This window comes from Kitasatospora sp. NPDC056731, assembly GCF_040687675.1.
Taxonomy (GTDB): domain Bacteria; phylum Actinomycetota; class Actinomycetes; order Streptomycetales; family Streptomycetaceae; genus Kitasatospora.
In genome coordinates this window covers 146298-160564 of the sequence record NZ_JBFBNR010000015.1, presented here as the reverse complement: position 1 = coordinate 160564, position 14267 = coordinate 146298, and the positions used below count along the sequence as shown (strand labels likewise).

Below are 14267 nucleotides of genomic sequence, written 5' to 3'. Positions count from 1 at the left end.
GCGGTCGGGTACCCTTGAGCACGTTGAAGGGGAGTAGCCCTCCACCGGACCGTCGACATACTGGCCCTCACGGGCCCGGCGCCCGGGGCACCCGATCCTCCGGGGTCGGTGCCGGCGAGACCTTCGGCCGCAGTGCTGTGACCATGACCAGTGCTGTCGGGCCGAAGCGTCCCCTGACGGACCTGCGGAGGCCGGGCAGCCCGACCGAGGGACCCTTTCTGATGAGTTTGACCGTGGCCGCGCTGACGTTCGGCATCATCTTCCTGGCCGAACTGCCGGACAAGACCGCGCTGGCCAGCCTCGTACTCGGCACCAAGTACCGTGCCAGCTACGTCTTCGCGGGTGTCGCCGCGGCGATGGGCGTTCAGGTCGTCCTCGCCCTCGCCGCCGGGCACCTGCTCTCGCTGCTGCCGCACCGCTGGGTCGAGGGCGTCACCGGCGTGCTGTTCCTGGCCGGTGCGGCCATGCTGCTCTTCCACGGCGGGGGCGACGACGAGGAGGGGCACGCCGCCAAGGAGCCGTCCTCGAACAGCTTCTGGAAGGTGGCCGGGGCCAGCTTCTTGGTCGTCGCGGTCGCCGAGTTCGGCGACCTGACCCAGATCATGACCGCCAACCTGGCCGCCAAGTACGCCGATCCGCTGGCCGTCGGCCTCGGCGCCTGGCTGGCGCTGTGCGCGGTGGGCGGGCTCGCCATCGTGGGCGGGCAGAAGCTGCTCAAGTACGTGCCGATGAAGCTGATCATCAGGGTCGCGGCGGCGATCATGGTGGTGCTGGCGGGCATCAGCATCTTCGGGGCGATCACCGGCTGACCTCGCTCGGTCAGCAGGTGGTGCGCTTGTCCAGGGCGGCGCGGGTGTTGGGGCCGTAGACGCCCTTCTTGTCGCCCTGGACTCCCTGAATGCGCTGGAAGTAGCTGACGTAGCTCGCGGTTTCGCCGTCGTAGCTGCCAGTCACCGGGACGTCCATCCAGCACAGGGCGACGCTCAGCTTCGACTGCATGGTGGAGACCTCGGGGCCGGACATCCCGATCTGCAGGACTTGGGAGGTCGGCGTCGCCGTCGCGGACGGGGTCGGCGTCGGGGTCGGCGTGGGCGTCGCGGTGGTCGGGGTGGGCGTGGGTGTCGGGGGCGGGGTCGGGACGGAAGCCGGGGCCGGGGGAGCGGCGACCGGGGCCTGGGTGGTCGGGGTCGGCGCCGGGGTGGCCGTCTTCGTCGGGCTCGGCTTGCGGGTGGGGGACGACGTCGGGCTCGGCGCCTCGCTGGTCGGCGGCGGCGTGGCCGGGTCCGTCGGCGCCGGGGCGGTCGGCTCCACCGGCGCGGGCGCCAGGGTGGTGGGCAGCGGCTGCGCCTGCCGGGTCGTCGGGGCGGGCGAGGGCGTCACCGCGTACGCGATGCCGATGGTGAGCGCGACCAGGCCGGCGCCCACCCCGGCCAGCAGCAGCTTGTGCCGGGCCAGCGGGTTCTGCGCGGCCTGCTCGGCGGCTCTACGCGCGGCCCGGCCGCCGACGGGCTCCGGCTCGGGCCCGGGCGCCGCGTGGTCGAAGGGGAAGACCCCGAGGTCGCCGCCGGGCACGGCCTGCGGGGCCGTCGCCGCCGCGTACGCGCCCGGCCCGGAGGCGGGCACCGGCGGCAGCACGGTGGTGGCGTAGGCGTCGGCGTCCGGCCCCAGCGGGGGAACGACGGGCGGGGGAGCGAGGGGTGAGGGCGCGGCCGGGTGGACGGGGGCCGGCTGCCCCGGGGCGACCGGCGGCAGGACGGTGGTCGCGAACGGGTCGACGGCGGGGACGTCCGCCACGGGCTCCTCGGCGACCTGGCCGACCGCCTGCGGCACGTACGGGCGGACCAGTGGCGGGCCTTCGAGGTGCGGGAGGACGGCCGTCTCGGTGAGGCTCGGGTCCGGGACGCAGCCGCACCCGGTGGAGCGTGCGGTGCCGCACGTCGGGCAGTGCTGGTCCGGCATCGGCCGGTCCTCCTCGGTTCTCGGGCGGTCTGCGTGCCCCGGGGCGGTTCCCGGCTCACGATCGCGCCTGATTATGCAGGACGTCCCGGAGGGGGGACAGGGGCGTCCGGACCCGGGCGGGGGTGTTGTGCCGGTTGGTGGCGGTTGTTTCCCGAGGAACGGTCGGGGAGCGGCGGATGTCCCCGGTGCCGGCGGTCGGGTCGGTGCGGTGGGTGTGGTCGGGTCGGTGCGGTGCGTCCTGGGTCAGCGGGCCCGGAGGCTACGTTCGGCTCAACCCGAGGGAGCAAACCGGGGCATTTCTGACAGCATGGTGAGCTGGGAGTGATCATCCGCACGGGCCCGCCGTCTCGGCCGGGGCCCGCGACCCTACGGAGCCGCCATGACGGACTCGCGCGCCGCGTCCGACCGCAGCCCGGCGTACGAGCCCGGCCCGCCGGAGGTCACCGTCCCCAACCTCTGGGTGCCGATCGGCGCCCTGCTGCTGGCGATGCTGCTCGCCGCCCTCGACCAGACCATCGTCTCCACCGCGCTGCCCACCATCGTCAGCGACCTCGGCGGCCTGGACCACATCTCCTGGGTGGTCACCGCCTACCTGCTGGCCTCCACCGCCGCCACCCCGCTCTGGGGCAAGCTCGGCGACATGTACGGCCGGAAGCGCTTCTTCCAGGCCTCCATCGTGATCTTCCTGCTCGGCTCCGTACTCTGCGGCATCGCCCAGAACATGGGCGAACTCATCGCCTTCCGCGCCCTGCAGGGCCTGGGCGGCGGCGGGCTGATCGTGCTCACCCAGGCCATCGTCGGCGACCTCGTCTCCCCCCGGGACCGCGGCAAGTACCAGGGCCTATTCGGCGCCGTCTTCGGCGTGACCAGTGTCCTCGGGCCGCTGCTCGGCGGACTGTTCGTCGACAACCTCAGCTGGCGCTGGGTCTTCTACATCAACCTGCCGATCGGCATCGTCGCCCTGGTGGTGATCGCCGCCGTCCTGCCCGGGCAGGAGACCAGGCGCCAGCACCGGATCGACTACCTCGGCACCGTGCTGATCGCCGCCGTCGCCACCTGCCTGGTGCTGATGACCTCCCTCGGCGGCACCACCTGGGGCTGGACCTCCTGGCAGATCGTCGGGCTCGGCGTGCTCGGCCTGGTGCTGCTGCTCGCCTTCGTCCTGGTCGAGCGGACGGCCAGCGAACCGGTGCTGCCGCTGCGGCTGTTCCGCTCCCGGACGTTCAGCCTGGTCGCGGTGATCTCCTTCGTGGTCGGCTTCGCGATGTTCGGCGCCCTCACCTACCTGCCGACCTTCCTCCAGGTCGTCAAGCAGGTCTCGCCCACCCTGTCCGGCATCCACATGCTGCCGATGGTGCTCGGCATGCTGCTCACCTCGATCGGCTCCGGCCAGATCGTCGCCCGCACCGGCCACTACCGGATCTTCCCGATCGCCGGGACGGCCGTCACCACCGTCGGCCTGCTGCTGCTCTCCCGGCTCGACGAGCACAGCAGCACCACCGAGATGAGCCTCTACTTCCTGGTCTTCGGCCTCGGGCTGGGCCTGGTCATGCAGGTACTGGTGCTGATCGTGCAGAACTCCGTCGGCTACCAGGACCTCGGCGTCGCCACCGCCGGCGCCACCTTCTTCCGCTCCATCGGCGCCTCCTTCGGCGTCTCCATCTTCGGCAGCCTGTTCGCCAGCGGGCTGCGCGACCGGCTCGCCGACGCCCTCACCGGCCTGCCGCTGCCGCCCGGCTTCCACCCCGAGGCCGTCACCTCCGACCCGCGGGTGATCACCCGGCTGCCCGCCGTCGTCCAGGAAGCCGTCTACCACGCGTACGCCGAGTCGATCACCCGGGTGTTCCTGTATGCGGTGCCCGTCGCGGTGGTCGCCTTCGTGCTGTCGCTGTTCCTGCACGAACAGAAGCTGCGCTCCACCGTCACCGCACCCGACCTGAGCGAATCCATCGGCCTCAACCCCGTCCAACGCTCGTCGCTGGACGAGATCGCCCGCGCGCTCTCGGTGCTGAGCACCCGCGAGGCCCGGCGCGACCTCTTCCGGCGGATCACCGAGGGGGCCGGGCTGGACCTCCAACCCGCCTCCAGCTGGCTGCTGTTGCAGATGCACCACCACGGCTCGGTCGAGCCGGCCGAACTCGCCGAGCGGCGGATCATCCCGATCGCCGTCATCGAGAGCGCCGTCCGGGAAGTCGAGGGCCGCGGCCTTGCCGCCCGCAGCGGCGGGCTGCCGCTACGGCTCACCGAACCGGGGGCGGAGGCGGCCGTCAAGCTGGTCGCCGCCCGGCGCTCGCAACTCGCCGACCTGCTCGGCGACTGGGACGAGCAGCAGTACGCCGACCTCGCCGACCTGCTCACCCGCCTCAGCTCCACCCTCTGCGCCGACCGGCGCGACCGCCCCGACCGAGCGGCCCACGAGCCGCCGTACCGGGGGGAGGGGCGGTCGTTCTAGGGCGTGTTTCATCATTCGCGTCGGATCAGCGCGCGGTGTTGGGCGCCCGGCTGGGCGTGCCGGCGAAGCGTCCTCGTACTGGGCGTACTTGGACGTTTCGCCGGTGCGGTCAGGCGGGATGCCCGGCGTCGCGCGCCCGGCGGGAATGATGAAACACGCCCTAGCCCGCCTTGCAGGGGGTCTGGTTGGAGAGCCAGGCGACGGCGGCGGCGAGCGCGGGGTCGTCGTCCTTGCGGGGGTCGGCTGTTTCGACCGGCTCGTCCGGCTCGATCGGGCCCTCGTGGACCCGGCCGGTGCGGTCGGCCTCGGCGGCGCCGGTGAGCAGCAGGACGGCGCCGTCCGACAGCCGGTGGGCGGCGTTGCCGGTGGGCACCCCGTAGGTGGGCTGGCCGAAGCTGCGGGTGGCCGGGCGGCCGATGAAGGCGATGGCGACCGCCTCGCCCGCGCTGCCGGTCGCGCGGCCGGTGAGGACGGCGACGGGCGTATCGGGCGTCTTGTCGTCGTGGGTGGCGGGGGAAGCCTGCGGGGCGTCGTCCAGGTACGGCACGCCGTCGCGGACCGACCAGGTGCTGCGGGTGCCGTCCGCGGTGACGAAGGCGCCCAGCGGGCCGTCGCCGAGGATCGGCGCCGCGACGGCCAGTGGGGCCCACATCCCGCCCCCGGTCTCGCCCCGCAGGTCCACCACCCAGCCGCAGGCGCTCACTTCGGCGACGGCGGCGCGGCCGCGGGTGACGTACCCGGCGTAGGTGTGCTCCGATCCGTTCACCGCCGGGAGGGTCAACTGGGCGATGCGGCCGGTGAGTTGCCGGGTGGTCGGGGCGTTCACGGCCTCCGGGTCGGCGTCGACCTTCGCCGCCTGGTCGGGCGGGTAGAAACGGCTGTGGTGGTCGTCGAGGGCGGTGACGGCGGCCCTGATCGCGGTGTGGGTGTCGGCCGGGGTGCGGGCCGTGGCCGCCTGGGCGAAGGCCTGGGTGCGGAGCTTCGGCCAGTCCACCTTCGCGGTGTTGAGGGACTTCTGCTGGATGAGGTCCAGGGCCTCCGAGAGGTAGCCGCGGGCCTCGGGGGACATGTGCTCGGGGGCTGGTGAGGAGCACGCCGCGAGCACCAGTACGGCTACCGCGGCGACCACCCGTCCCAGTTGTCTCATCCGCCGTCCCCTCATGACTCGTACCACTCCTGATTCTTCCTCACGGACCGCCGAACCAGCGAGGGGTGTCGAGGCGGAACGGGTCGCCGGGGGCGAGCAGGCGCAGGGCCGTCTCCACCTCGCGCAGGCGCTCCTCGCCCAGGGTGGCGGACCACTCGGCGCGCAGCTCGTCGAAGATCCGGGCCGACCGGACCAGGCAGTCCACCCCGCGGGCGGTCAGTCGGACGACCTTGCGGCGGGCGTCGGCCGGGTCGCCGCCGCGTTCGACGTAGCCGAGCTGCTCCAGGTTCTCGATGGTCTTGCCGGCGGCCTGCTTGGAGACGCCGAGCCGGCGGCCGAGTTCGACGGCGGTGGTGCCGTGCGGTCCGATCGCCTGGAAGACGAAGCCGTGCATGGGGCGCAGGTCGGGGTGACCCTCGCGGGCGATGCGCTCGTGCAGCTCGTCGATGATCGTCCGGAAGGCGAGCAGCAGGCGCAGTGGCAACTCGAAGCCGGGCGGGGCGGGTTCGCTTGTGGGGGTGCCGGTGGGGGTGCCGGTGGGGGTGCTGGTGGGTGTGCTCGCGGGCTCGCTTGACATCAGTAGACAACCTCATTGACCATATAGACAACGCCATTGACCATCTTAGGGGGTTCCCTCGCCATGCCCGTGATCCGCCACGCCGACGCCCGCCGCACCGAGACGCCGAACGCCGTCATGACCACCTACGCCTCACCCACCCAGGGCTCAACCGCCCTCGCCCTGTGGCAGGTTGACATGACGGCCGGCAAGAGCGGCCCGCTCCACGCCATGGACGTCGAACAGATCTGGACGCTGCTCACCGGCACCGCCACCGTCACCCTCCCCGACGGCCCGGTTCCCCTCACCGCCGGCGACACCCTCGTCCTCCCCGCCGACCTCGCCCGCCAGATCACCACCGCCGACGGCTTCACCGCCATCGTCGCCAGCCCGTCCCCCGCCCACGCCTACAACCCCGACGCCGTCACCCCCGAAGGCGCCTGCGGCCTCGCCCCCCGCGACGCCGAGCGCCTCCTCCCGCCGTGGATCGCCTGACCCGCGAAGCGGTCCGGGCATGGGTGCGGGGACGGTCGAGGATTTGCCTCGGCCGTCCCCGCCCGGCTTCGCCGCTACTGCCGGTCGTCGGTGTCGTCATGCAGGTCGTCCAGGCTCTGCTGGCCCTGCTGTTGGCCCTGTTGCTGGGTCTGGGCGGCCTTCTGCTGGGCGTCGTCCCCCTTCGGGGGCTTGTTGCCGAGGCGAGACTTCGCCTCCTCCTCCAACTGCTCGGCCTTGTCCCGGAACTTGTCGCCGATACCCATGGCTGTGCCCCATTCGGTTGGATTTCGGGTTCTCCAACCAGGCTTGCACGCCCCCTCTCCGCCTGCACTTCGGGCCAGTTGCCACGGAGCGTCACGATCGACAGACCCCGGATCGCCCGACCCGCGCGGTGTGAGGAGTAGGAGACTGCTGACCGCAGACAGTCACCGGACCGGCAGCCGCACCCGCGGCCCCGGCGGAGCAGAAGGAGCGGCATGTCCGTCGTCAAGATCAACGGATGTGTCAAGCCACTCACATGAGCGCTGACCGGCCGTCGCGGGAAGTACCGCAGGACGGCGAAGCCCCGTCCATGCGCCACGGGCGACGACTTGTGGACGGGGCCGTTTCGGGGTCATGCGGGCGTGGACTGCCCGCCGTTGCTACCCGGGTGGTCGTTCGGACCGTGCCTCCTCGGCCGGTAGGGCCGATTCTTGGGCGTGTACCGGTACGGGTCCGGTTGATCCGGGTAGACGGTCGCCCACTGGTCGCACCGGAAGCAGAAGCCTTGGCCTGTCTCCGGGTCGAACGCGATGGGCTGACCACACAGCGGACAGTCCACAGCTCTCCTGCGCGCTCAGGTCGAACTCCCCGCACTTGATGGCGCCGGTGAAGTCCGTCCATGCCTCCGGGGTCATGGTGACCACCTCGCCGGGCCGCTCGCTGTCGCGCAAGGCGACGACGCCGGGGATGTTGGTGGCCACCTGCGGGCAAGGGTGCCTTTGCTTGGCATACCTGGATCGAACTTTCCTAGTCCGAAGCCCAGTTGGCGGATCTGGGGCCTGGAAACGGCGTCACACCCAGCGCGCGTGCGCGATGCTGGGGCCGGGATCGCCGAGTGGCCAGGCCGGGAACTTTCAGAGCGCCCCGCCAGTCAGGCGATCCCTCCAGAGGGTGATGGTTTGGTAACCCTAAGTCATGGGAAGGTCCACCGCGCGTCGGCATCGAGCCGGCCAGTGAGGAGACGCCATGTCCGAGACCACGCCCAACGCCAAGGGCCCCGCCAAGGTGCAGCTGTCGCCCGAGCAGATGGCAAACCTCGGGCTGACTTCCACCCCCGAGACGGTGGCGCCCAAGGAACCGACGCTGATCCCGGCATCCGAGGTCAAGCCCGAGGATGCCGCGACCCTGTCGATCGAGTACCGCGACGGTCGGCCCGTGATCGTCGTGAGCGATGGGAAGTACGTCCCGTCCGAGCTTCCCATCGTGAACAGTTCTGGCGCGGTATACACGGCCCGATTCGCCTGGGTGGACGGCCATGCGGTCCTCCACACGCCCGACCCGAGCCCCGCCCCGGTGTCAGCCCCGGCGCCCAATCGGCTCCAAGAGCCTCAGTGGGTCGCGCTAGGCGATAGTTACACGGCGGGTGTGTTCGTGGGCAACCCGACTTCATCGCACGGGGCGCCGGACTTCCTCGCCGTCGACAGGTACGAAGCAGACGACTTCACTCAGCGCTGACAGTTGCCCGCCGCCCCGGTACGGACCTCTCACAGCCCGTGCCGGGGCGTCGTGCTGTCTGGAACGGCGGACGCTGGAGACCGCAAAGAGCCGCCCGCCCGCAGCGGGCAGACGGCTCTTCGGTAGGCGCAGCGGCTACGATTCGGCGTTCTCAAGGTGGCGGTACAGCGTCGCCCGGCTGATCCCGAGGGCCTTCGCGATGCTGCTCACGCTCTCCTCCTTCGCCCGGCGAGCAAGGGCAATGGTCAGCTTGTCCTCACTGATCACGGACGGCCGCCCACCGGTCCGCCCCTGAGCCTTGGCCGCCTCCAGCCCGGCGCGGGTCTGGTCCTTGATCGGTGACCGCTCGAACTCGGCCATCGTGCCGACGACCTGGAGCCTGAGCCGCCCGTCCGGGGTGTTCGGGTCGATGCTGGCCGCGGGACTGTGATGCAGGCCATATGAGGGAAGGCCCGGAATTGGGATCGGTTTGGACACCGTGTCCAGGACCGACCCGGCATGCTGCGGGTTTGCGCCGCTACGTCGCTGTACGCCTTCGAATCGCTGGCCCACTATGGCCGCATGCCAACAACGCAGCGAGAAGGCAAACGTCCACAGTTCGAACTCCGTTGGGGTGGAGTGCACTTGACCATCCAGCGCATCCCGGCGTGGCTCATCACGATGACTACCGCAGGTGGCAGCCTCGCGGCCCTGTGGATGCGGAAGTAGCAGGTCGGGGACCACTGCGGGCTGTCAGCTCAGGGCATCCCGGCATGCCGCACGGGGGCGGGGCCTGGGCGGCATAGGGCACATCTTTCGCGCCAAGCTGCTTTAGGAGCCGTTTAGTTGGATCGGCGGGAACTGAAGGCAGAGAGGCGGCCTGATCCGCCCCGCCATTCGGCGTACTCGCGGGCGTGCGTGTTTGTGTAATCGGCGGTTTGTCGCTCCAATGGAGTAGCCGACGGCCCCTTGAGAACTGCACACACCGTGCGGAATCCTGGACTGGAGTAGCCATGCCCGAGCGCACACCCCGACCCGCCGTAGAACTTCGGGTCGGTGGCTTTCACTTGACCATTCAGCGCATCCCCGGATGGCTGCTCAGCGTCACTACTGCCGGTAGTGGCGTCCTCGCCGCATTGCTCAGCAGGCGCTGAAGTTTCGTTCGGTCTTCCTTCGGTGGCACTCGCGGCACTCGCGGCACAACGGCCACACGGTGCCGCCCGTGTCCTCGCCGCCGAGGGCGAGCGGCTGCCGCTGGTCGAAGTCGACCAGCCTGCGGCGATCAGGCCGAAGATGGCAACGCCCATCGGTGTGGAGGTGTCGAGGTAGGGCTCCTCGACCGAGACCAGGCGCACGCCGTACCGGGACAGCTCTCCGTTGATCTTCATGGGCTCCAGGGCGCCCTGCCTTGTGAGGCGGGAGAGGGAGTACACGATGACCGCGTCAACCTGACCAGCACGGACGACTGCCATCATTTCTTCGAACCCGGGCCGAGTGACGTTGGGGTCCCAACCCGACTTGCCGACGTCTTCGAAGTGGCCGTTGTTCTCCCAGCCCTTCGCGACGATCAGGGCTTCGGTCCTCGTTCGCTGGGCAGCCGACGAAGCCTGAGAACCGTCCTCACGCTTCTTTGACTGTCGCATGTAGGAGACTGCTCGCACGTGGTCAAGGTTAGGTGCCCAGGTAGAGGGCCTAGTGATGAGAGGTGTCATGTGAGTAGCGTCGTCAAGATCAACGTACTGACGGTTCCCGCCGAGCAGCGGGAGGTCCTGGAGCAGCGCTTCGCCTCCCGCGCCGGCGCGGTGGAGAACTCGGACGGCTTCGAGTGGTTCGAGCTCCTCCGCCCCGTCGAGGGCACCGACCAGTACCTCGTCTACACCCGCTGGCGCAGCGAGGAGGACTTCAAGGCGTGGATGGAGGGCCCCATGCAGGCCGCCCACCGCCCCGCCGCCCCGGAGGGCGAGGCCCCCAAGCGCCCCGCCGCCTCCGGCTCAACCCTCTGGTCCTTCGAGGTCGTCCAGTCCGCCGGCCCCAAGGCCTGACGCCCAGGTCACTTCGCGGCTTTTCCCTCTTTTCCTTCGGGCCCTTCCCCAGTTTGGGGAAGGGCCCGAAGTGCCTCTCAGCCGCCCGTGAGGATCGAGAGATGCGCGGCGGCAGACCGGGACAGGCTGTCGAGGAGGGCTCGGCCCTTCGCCGCCGTTCCGAGGGAGGGTTGCCCGATGATGCCGTTCTTCGTGTACCCGGCCATGCCGAGCGTGAGCAGGTGTGGGCGCTCGGGGGCGGAGTGGTCGTCCTGCTTGACGCCGTCGCGGATGAGCTCCGGGGCACCGTGGAGGAGGAGCGACACCTCCAACTCGCCACCGTGCATGTCCTCGGCGCCGCTGCTCACCAGGCCCGCTGCCTCGCGGGCCTGGTGCCAGTCCGCGTGGACCGGAAAGAGGGCGACGCGCGGGCCGGAGGTGTTGGCCTCCTGAACGACGTTCGAGAGGACGTAGTTGCCCCCGTGGGCGTTCACGATGAGCAGGCCGGGAACGCCGGACGCCTGGAGCGACTTCCAGATGTCGTTGACGACGGCATAGAGCGTGGCGGCGCTGATGCTGACGGTTCCGGGCATGTGGGCGTGCTCATGCGAGCAGGACACCGTGATGGGCGGCAGGAGGAACAGACCGTAGTCGGCGGCGATCCGCTGGGCGATCAGGCCGGCGACGACGGTGTCGGTGGTGAGCGGCAGATGGTCGCCGTGCTGCTCGAAGCTGCCGACCGGCAGTACGGCGATCTTGGCGCCGCGCCGGCGTTCGTCTGCGGAGGTGGCGGCCGTGATCAGTGCGTCCATGGCCCCACCCTCTCTCATCAGCCCGTCGCAGGTCGAGAGGGCGCCGTGCTGCTCATCAGCTTCAATCGGCCGGTGAAGGTGGCGACTTCGGCCACGGTGCTCCACCGTCGGAGGGCCTTGTCTGCGGCGGACAGCTCCGCGATCGCCCGCGCGGACTCGGTGTCGATGGCGATCGACAGCGCGCGGTCCGCCGCGACGGCAGCCTGCTCCGGCTCGCCGGAGACTGCGTAGGCGCGGGCCAGCCGGGAGAGGTACACGCCTTGGTCGTTGCGGTACACCGGAGGGAGCGCCCGGAGCTCGGACTCGAACATGGCCACCGCCGTGAGCGGGTCGCCCAGTTCGAGTAGGCAGTTCGCGCGCTGCATCTCGATGTACGTCGGCGTGCAGTAGGCCATGTCGAGGGCATCGTCGCGGTGCTCGTCGTCAGGTGACGCGGCCAGCTCGTGGGCCTCGTCGAACTTGACCTGGGCGAAGCGCTGGTTGCCCATGAGCGCGTGCCCCTGGGCCTCCTGCTGCGCGGCCAGGGCTCGGATGCGCGGGGTTGCCCCGGGTGAACGCTGGGCGGCCCGTGCCAGTCCGACGGCCTGCTGCGCGTTGCGGCGGGCCGTCGCCTGGTTGCTCTTCCTGAACAGGAGATAGGCGGCCATGACGTCATCGCCGGACTCCTGCGCCCACTCCATGGCGCGGTCCGACCAGTACATGGCCTGGTCGAAGTCGCCCAGGTCCTGGTTCAGCCAGCCCAGGAACTCGGCGGTGCGGGCGCCGATGCCGAGGATCTCGTCCCTGGGGCTCCCGTCGGCGGATTGCTGGAGACGGTCGAGTACTTGGACGTGCCGGGTGACCGGGTCGAGCGCGTGGCGGGAGCCCAGAAGGTTGGCGGTCCTGTAGTGGCCGGGCATCACCTCGCGGAGGTGGCTGACGAAGAACTCGGGGTTGACGGGCGGGCTGGGTCTTGCGGCGGCGAGATGGGGCTCGACCACACAGCGCCTTGCCTGGGGCGGCGCAGCTGCTTGCTCCCAATCCCGGGTGGCCAAGCCCACCATGTGACCCGGGATGTGGAGGCCGTCCGCGATGCGTTCGACGAGATCGATCTTCTCGATCCGCCGCTTCCCAGCCATTACCTCGCCGACACGGCTCGGGGTCAGGTCACAGGCTCGCGCGATGAGCGATGGGTAGACGCCGGCCAGCTTGAGCAGCCGGAATACGGCGGCGAAGTCCCGCTGTCGGCACGCGGCGATCATCTCAGGATTGGCGAGCAGACCTGATGGAAGCCGGTCCGGAAGGCGAGCTTCGGTCACCATTGCCTCCGCTGTCGATCAGCGCTCCCTGAGCGGAAGTTGATTGACCGTGAGTTTATCCACATGGGGTATTCAGCCTGGGTACGTCGACCGCATCGCCTCCCGGCAACCTGGAGTCGCGGGCCGGAAGACCCGCTCCGGCCGCTGTCGAGCATCGGGAGGGTGGTGCACGTGATCAGCTCGGGAGAACCCCGGGACGACGCTGAGTCCAATGAGTCGGGCGCCGGGATAACCACGTTCGGGGTGATGCTCACCCGGCACCGTAAGTCCGCCGGCATGGCCAGGGACCACCTCCGGAAGTTCCTCGCGAAGGTTCCCGACGGCGCGGCCCTCGCGATGGACGGGCAGCTCGTGCTCACCGAGCTGGTGTCCAACGCCGTGGTCCATGGGCGGGTTTCGCCGGGGCGGAAGATTGCTGTCCGGTTCGAGCTGACCTGCGGCCATCTTCGCATCGAGGTGCATGACGCGAGCAGCGAGAAGCCGATGATCCGGCGGTCGACCGTGTCCGACGAGCTGTCGGGGCGGGGACTGTTCCTGGTGGAGGCCCTGTCCGTGGAGTGGGGCTGCGCGCCCCGCCCCGAAGGTTTCGGAAAGATCGTCTGGGCCTTGATCGGCCCGGGAAGCAGTGCCAGATGAGGAACGGTCGGGCGTTCGGATCGGCGGCGACGCGATGCTTCTACTGTGGTGCAGGCCTGCGGAAGGCCGTGACGCGGAACATCGCGGTCAACGGACGGGTGGTGGGCGTCCACATGTGGCATCCGCGTCGTGCGGGGGAGGTGCCGACACGATGACGGCGCTTCGGGATGACGACGGGGCGGAGTCGGCTTCCTCTGGTGGCGAGGCGGGAGCGGCGGCGTGCCCGTTTCCGGTGGTGGTGGAGGTCTGCGGCGTGACGGAACCCGCACGCTTCTCCCGGCTCCCGGCTCCCGGACGCGTTGGCCGCGCTCCTGGGATCGCTCCGCGCCCTCCCGCTCAGCACGGATCAGCAGGACTACTTCACCGAGCTGTTCAGCCCGTCCGCCGTGCAGAGGATCGGGCACCGGCTGGCCACTATCGGCGAGGTGCGGACGCTGGCGTTCGTCGGCCTGAGCCCGCGCCTGGTCCGTCTCTACCTGGCCGAGTGATGACCGCAGGCGAACAGCTCAGGGTCGGGCTTGATCGGCTGCTGACCTGGTGGCCCCCTACCGGCCAGTTCTGCTGGCCGGTCCGGGCGTTCTCGCCGAGTCGGCCCGCCGCACACCATGAAGTCGCGGATCCCGCGTTCATCGACGCCGCGCGACTGCGGCTGATGCGGCGGATCTGGTTGGAGGGAGTAGACCTGCGGACCCGATGAGAGGCCTCCGTGAAACGGAACTTCGCCACCGGATCTTCGGTTGCGAGGCGTCAACGTGAGAGGACAGCCGCTGACGTGATCAAGGACAACTGAAGATGTGCCGGACCACCTTGCGACCCTTGGCGGGGAGAAGGGGTGGTCCGGTGGGCTGGAACCGGTGCCGATGGTGTCGGGTCCCCGGCATGGCTGTGTACAGATGGCCGGTTCGGTTGTTTATCGGGTGAGTTGAGAAGCAGTTGGACGGAGACGACGGCCTCAGTGCGTAGCTGGTTGCAAGTCTCGCCCCGGACTCATGGATATGGATACCGGGCGTGGACTACGCGGTCGGCTGGCGCGCCGCCCGCCGTGCGGCGGACGAGGTAAGCATGCTCCTGGCGGCATGCGGGGTGGACCGCTCCAAGCTGTGGGCGATTGCTGACATCGACGCCCGAGGCGGGGCCTTGGTCCGCCGAGAGGATGGATGAGCTTCAAAGAACTGCTCTGCCTTGCAGCCAGCGTG

16 protein-coding genes and 1 pseudogene are annotated in these 14267 nt (G+C 70.2%); 8 read left to right on the top strand and 9 right to left on the bottom strand.

The window, feature by feature from the left end; genetic code table 11:
• Window positions 1–218: 218 nt before the first annotated feature.
• The gene (locus tag AB0R04_RS18285) at window positions 219–809 is read left to right on the top strand and encodes a TMEM165/GDT1 family protein (protein WP_063351072.1); all 591 of its coding nucleotides are present in this window, start codon (window positions 219–221) and stop codon (window positions 807–809) included.
• Between the two features lie 10 nt (window positions 810–819).
• On the opposite strand, the gene AB0R04_RS18280 is transcribed toward AB0R04_RS18285, so the two are convergent.
• Complete coding sequence (locus AB0R04_RS18280) at window positions 820–1959, bottom strand: peptidoglycan-binding protein (protein WP_363372321.1); 1140 nt, start codon at window positions 1957–1959, stop codon at window positions 820–822.
• A gap of 379 nt (window positions 1960–2338) precedes the next feature.
• Here AB0R04_RS18280 and AB0R04_RS18275 point away from each other — a divergent pair, with 379 nt between their 5' ends.
• Window positions 2339–4411, top strand: coding sequence for an MFS transporter (locus tag AB0R04_RS18275; RefSeq protein ID WP_363372319.1), 2073 nt, complete (start codon window positions 2339–2341; stop codon window positions 4409–4411).
• A gap of 160 nt (window positions 4412–4571) precedes the next feature.
• Here AB0R04_RS18275 and AB0R04_RS18270 read toward each other — a convergent pair whose 3' ends face one another.
• Together AB0R04_RS18270 and AB0R04_RS18265 are read right to left on the bottom strand one after the other, a co-directional pair.
• On the bottom strand, window positions 4572–5558 hold the full coding sequence (locus AB0R04_RS18270; protein WP_363372317.1) for a S41 family peptidase: 987 nt from the start codon (window positions 5556–5558) through the stop codon (window positions 4572–4574).
• 40 nt (window positions 5559–5598) lie between these two features.
• Window positions 5599–6135 carry a MarR family winged helix-turn-helix transcriptional regulator gene (locus AB0R04_RS18265; protein WP_363372314.1) on the bottom strand — a complete coding sequence of 179 codons (537 nt, stop codon included), beginning with the start codon at window positions 6133–6135 and terminating at the stop codon, window positions 5599–5601.
• A gap of 63 nt (window positions 6136–6198) precedes the next feature.
• Here AB0R04_RS18265 and AB0R04_RS18260 point away from each other — a divergent pair, with 63 nt between their 5' ends.
• Window positions 6199–6609, top strand: a complete 411-nt coding sequence (locus AB0R04_RS18260) for a cupin (protein ID WP_363372313.1) — start codon at window positions 6199–6201, stop codon at window positions 6607–6609.
• A 74-nt stretch (window positions 6610–6683) separates the two neighbouring features.
• Here the strand turns inward: AB0R04_RS18260 and AB0R04_RS18255 are convergent, their stop codons facing one another.
• Together AB0R04_RS18255 and AB0R04_RS18250 are read right to left on the bottom strand one after the other, a co-directional pair.
• The gene (locus AB0R04_RS18255) at window positions 6684–6872 is read right to left on the bottom strand and encodes a hypothetical protein (protein WP_363372311.1); all 189 of its coding nucleotides are present in this window, start codon (window positions 6870–6872) and stop codon (window positions 6684–6686) included.
• A 378-nt stretch (window positions 6873–7250) separates the two neighbouring features.
• Window positions 7251–7595: pseudogene (locus tag AB0R04_RS18250) on the bottom strand (DUF397 domain-containing protein); the annotation flags it as partial.
• A gap of 241 nt (window positions 7596–7836) precedes the next feature.
• Here AB0R04_RS18250 and AB0R04_RS18245 point away from each other — a divergent pair.
• On the top strand, window positions 7837–8325 hold the full coding sequence (locus AB0R04_RS18245) for a hypothetical protein (protein WP_363372308.1): 489 nt from the start codon (window positions 7837–7839) through the stop codon (window positions 8323–8325).
• Between the two features lie 135 nt (window positions 8326–8460).
• On the opposite strand, the gene AB0R04_RS18240 is transcribed toward AB0R04_RS18245, so the two are convergent.
• The gene (locus AB0R04_RS18240) at window positions 8461–8949 is read right to left on the bottom strand and encodes a recombinase family protein (protein WP_363372306.1); all 489 of its coding nucleotides are present in this window, start codon (window positions 8947–8949) and stop codon (window positions 8461–8463) included.
• 197 nt (window positions 8950–9146) lie between these two features.
• Entirely contained in the window at window positions 9147–9965 is an 819-nt protein-coding gene (locus tag AB0R04_RS18235; protein WP_363372304.1) for a recombinase family protein, read from the bottom strand.
• A 51-nt stretch (window positions 9966–10016) separates the two neighbouring features.
• On the opposite strand from AB0R04_RS18235, the gene AB0R04_RS18230 reads away from it, so the two are divergent.
• Window positions 10017–10346, top strand: a complete 330-nt coding sequence (locus AB0R04_RS18230; RefSeq protein ID WP_363372301.1) for an antibiotic biosynthesis monooxygenase — start codon at window positions 10017–10019, stop codon at window positions 10344–10346.
• A 77-nt stretch (window positions 10347–10423) separates the two neighbouring features.
• Here AB0R04_RS18230 and AB0R04_RS18225 read toward each other — a convergent pair whose 3' ends face one another.
• Both AB0R04_RS18225 and AB0R04_RS18220 read right to left on the bottom strand, forming a co-directional pair.
• Window positions 10424–11137 (bottom strand): creatininase family protein, encoded by a 714-nt coding sequence (locus tag AB0R04_RS18225; RefSeq protein ID WP_363372298.1) that lies wholly within the window; start codon window positions 11135–11137, stop codon window positions 10424–10426.
• A 17-nt stretch (window positions 11138–11154) separates the two neighbouring features.
• Window positions 11155–12117, bottom strand: coding sequence for a hypothetical protein (locus AB0R04_RS18220; RefSeq protein WP_363372295.1), 963 nt, complete (start codon window positions 12115–12117; stop codon window positions 11155–11157).
• Window positions 12118–12192: 75 nt separating this feature from the next.
• Between AB0R04_RS18220 and AB0R04_RS18215 the strand changes: the two genes are divergently transcribed.
• From AB0R04_RS18215 to AB0R04_RS18205, 3 genes are all read left to right on the top strand, one after another.
• Complete coding sequence (locus tag AB0R04_RS18215) at window positions 12193–12402, top strand: hypothetical protein (protein WP_363372294.1); 210 nt, start codon at window positions 12193–12195, stop codon at window positions 12400–12402.
• Between the two features lie 195 nt (window positions 12403–12597).
• Complete coding sequence (locus AB0R04_RS18210; RefSeq protein ID WP_363372291.1) at window positions 12598–13071, top strand: ATP-binding protein; 474 nt, start codon at window positions 12598–12600, stop codon at window positions 13069–13071.
• Between the two features lie 299 nt (window positions 13072–13370).
• Window positions 13371–13559, top strand: a complete 189-nt coding sequence (locus AB0R04_RS18205) for a hypothetical protein (RefSeq protein ID WP_363372288.1) — start codon at window positions 13371–13373, stop codon at window positions 13557–13559.
• The last annotated feature ends 708 nt before the right edge of the window (window positions 13560–14267 follow it).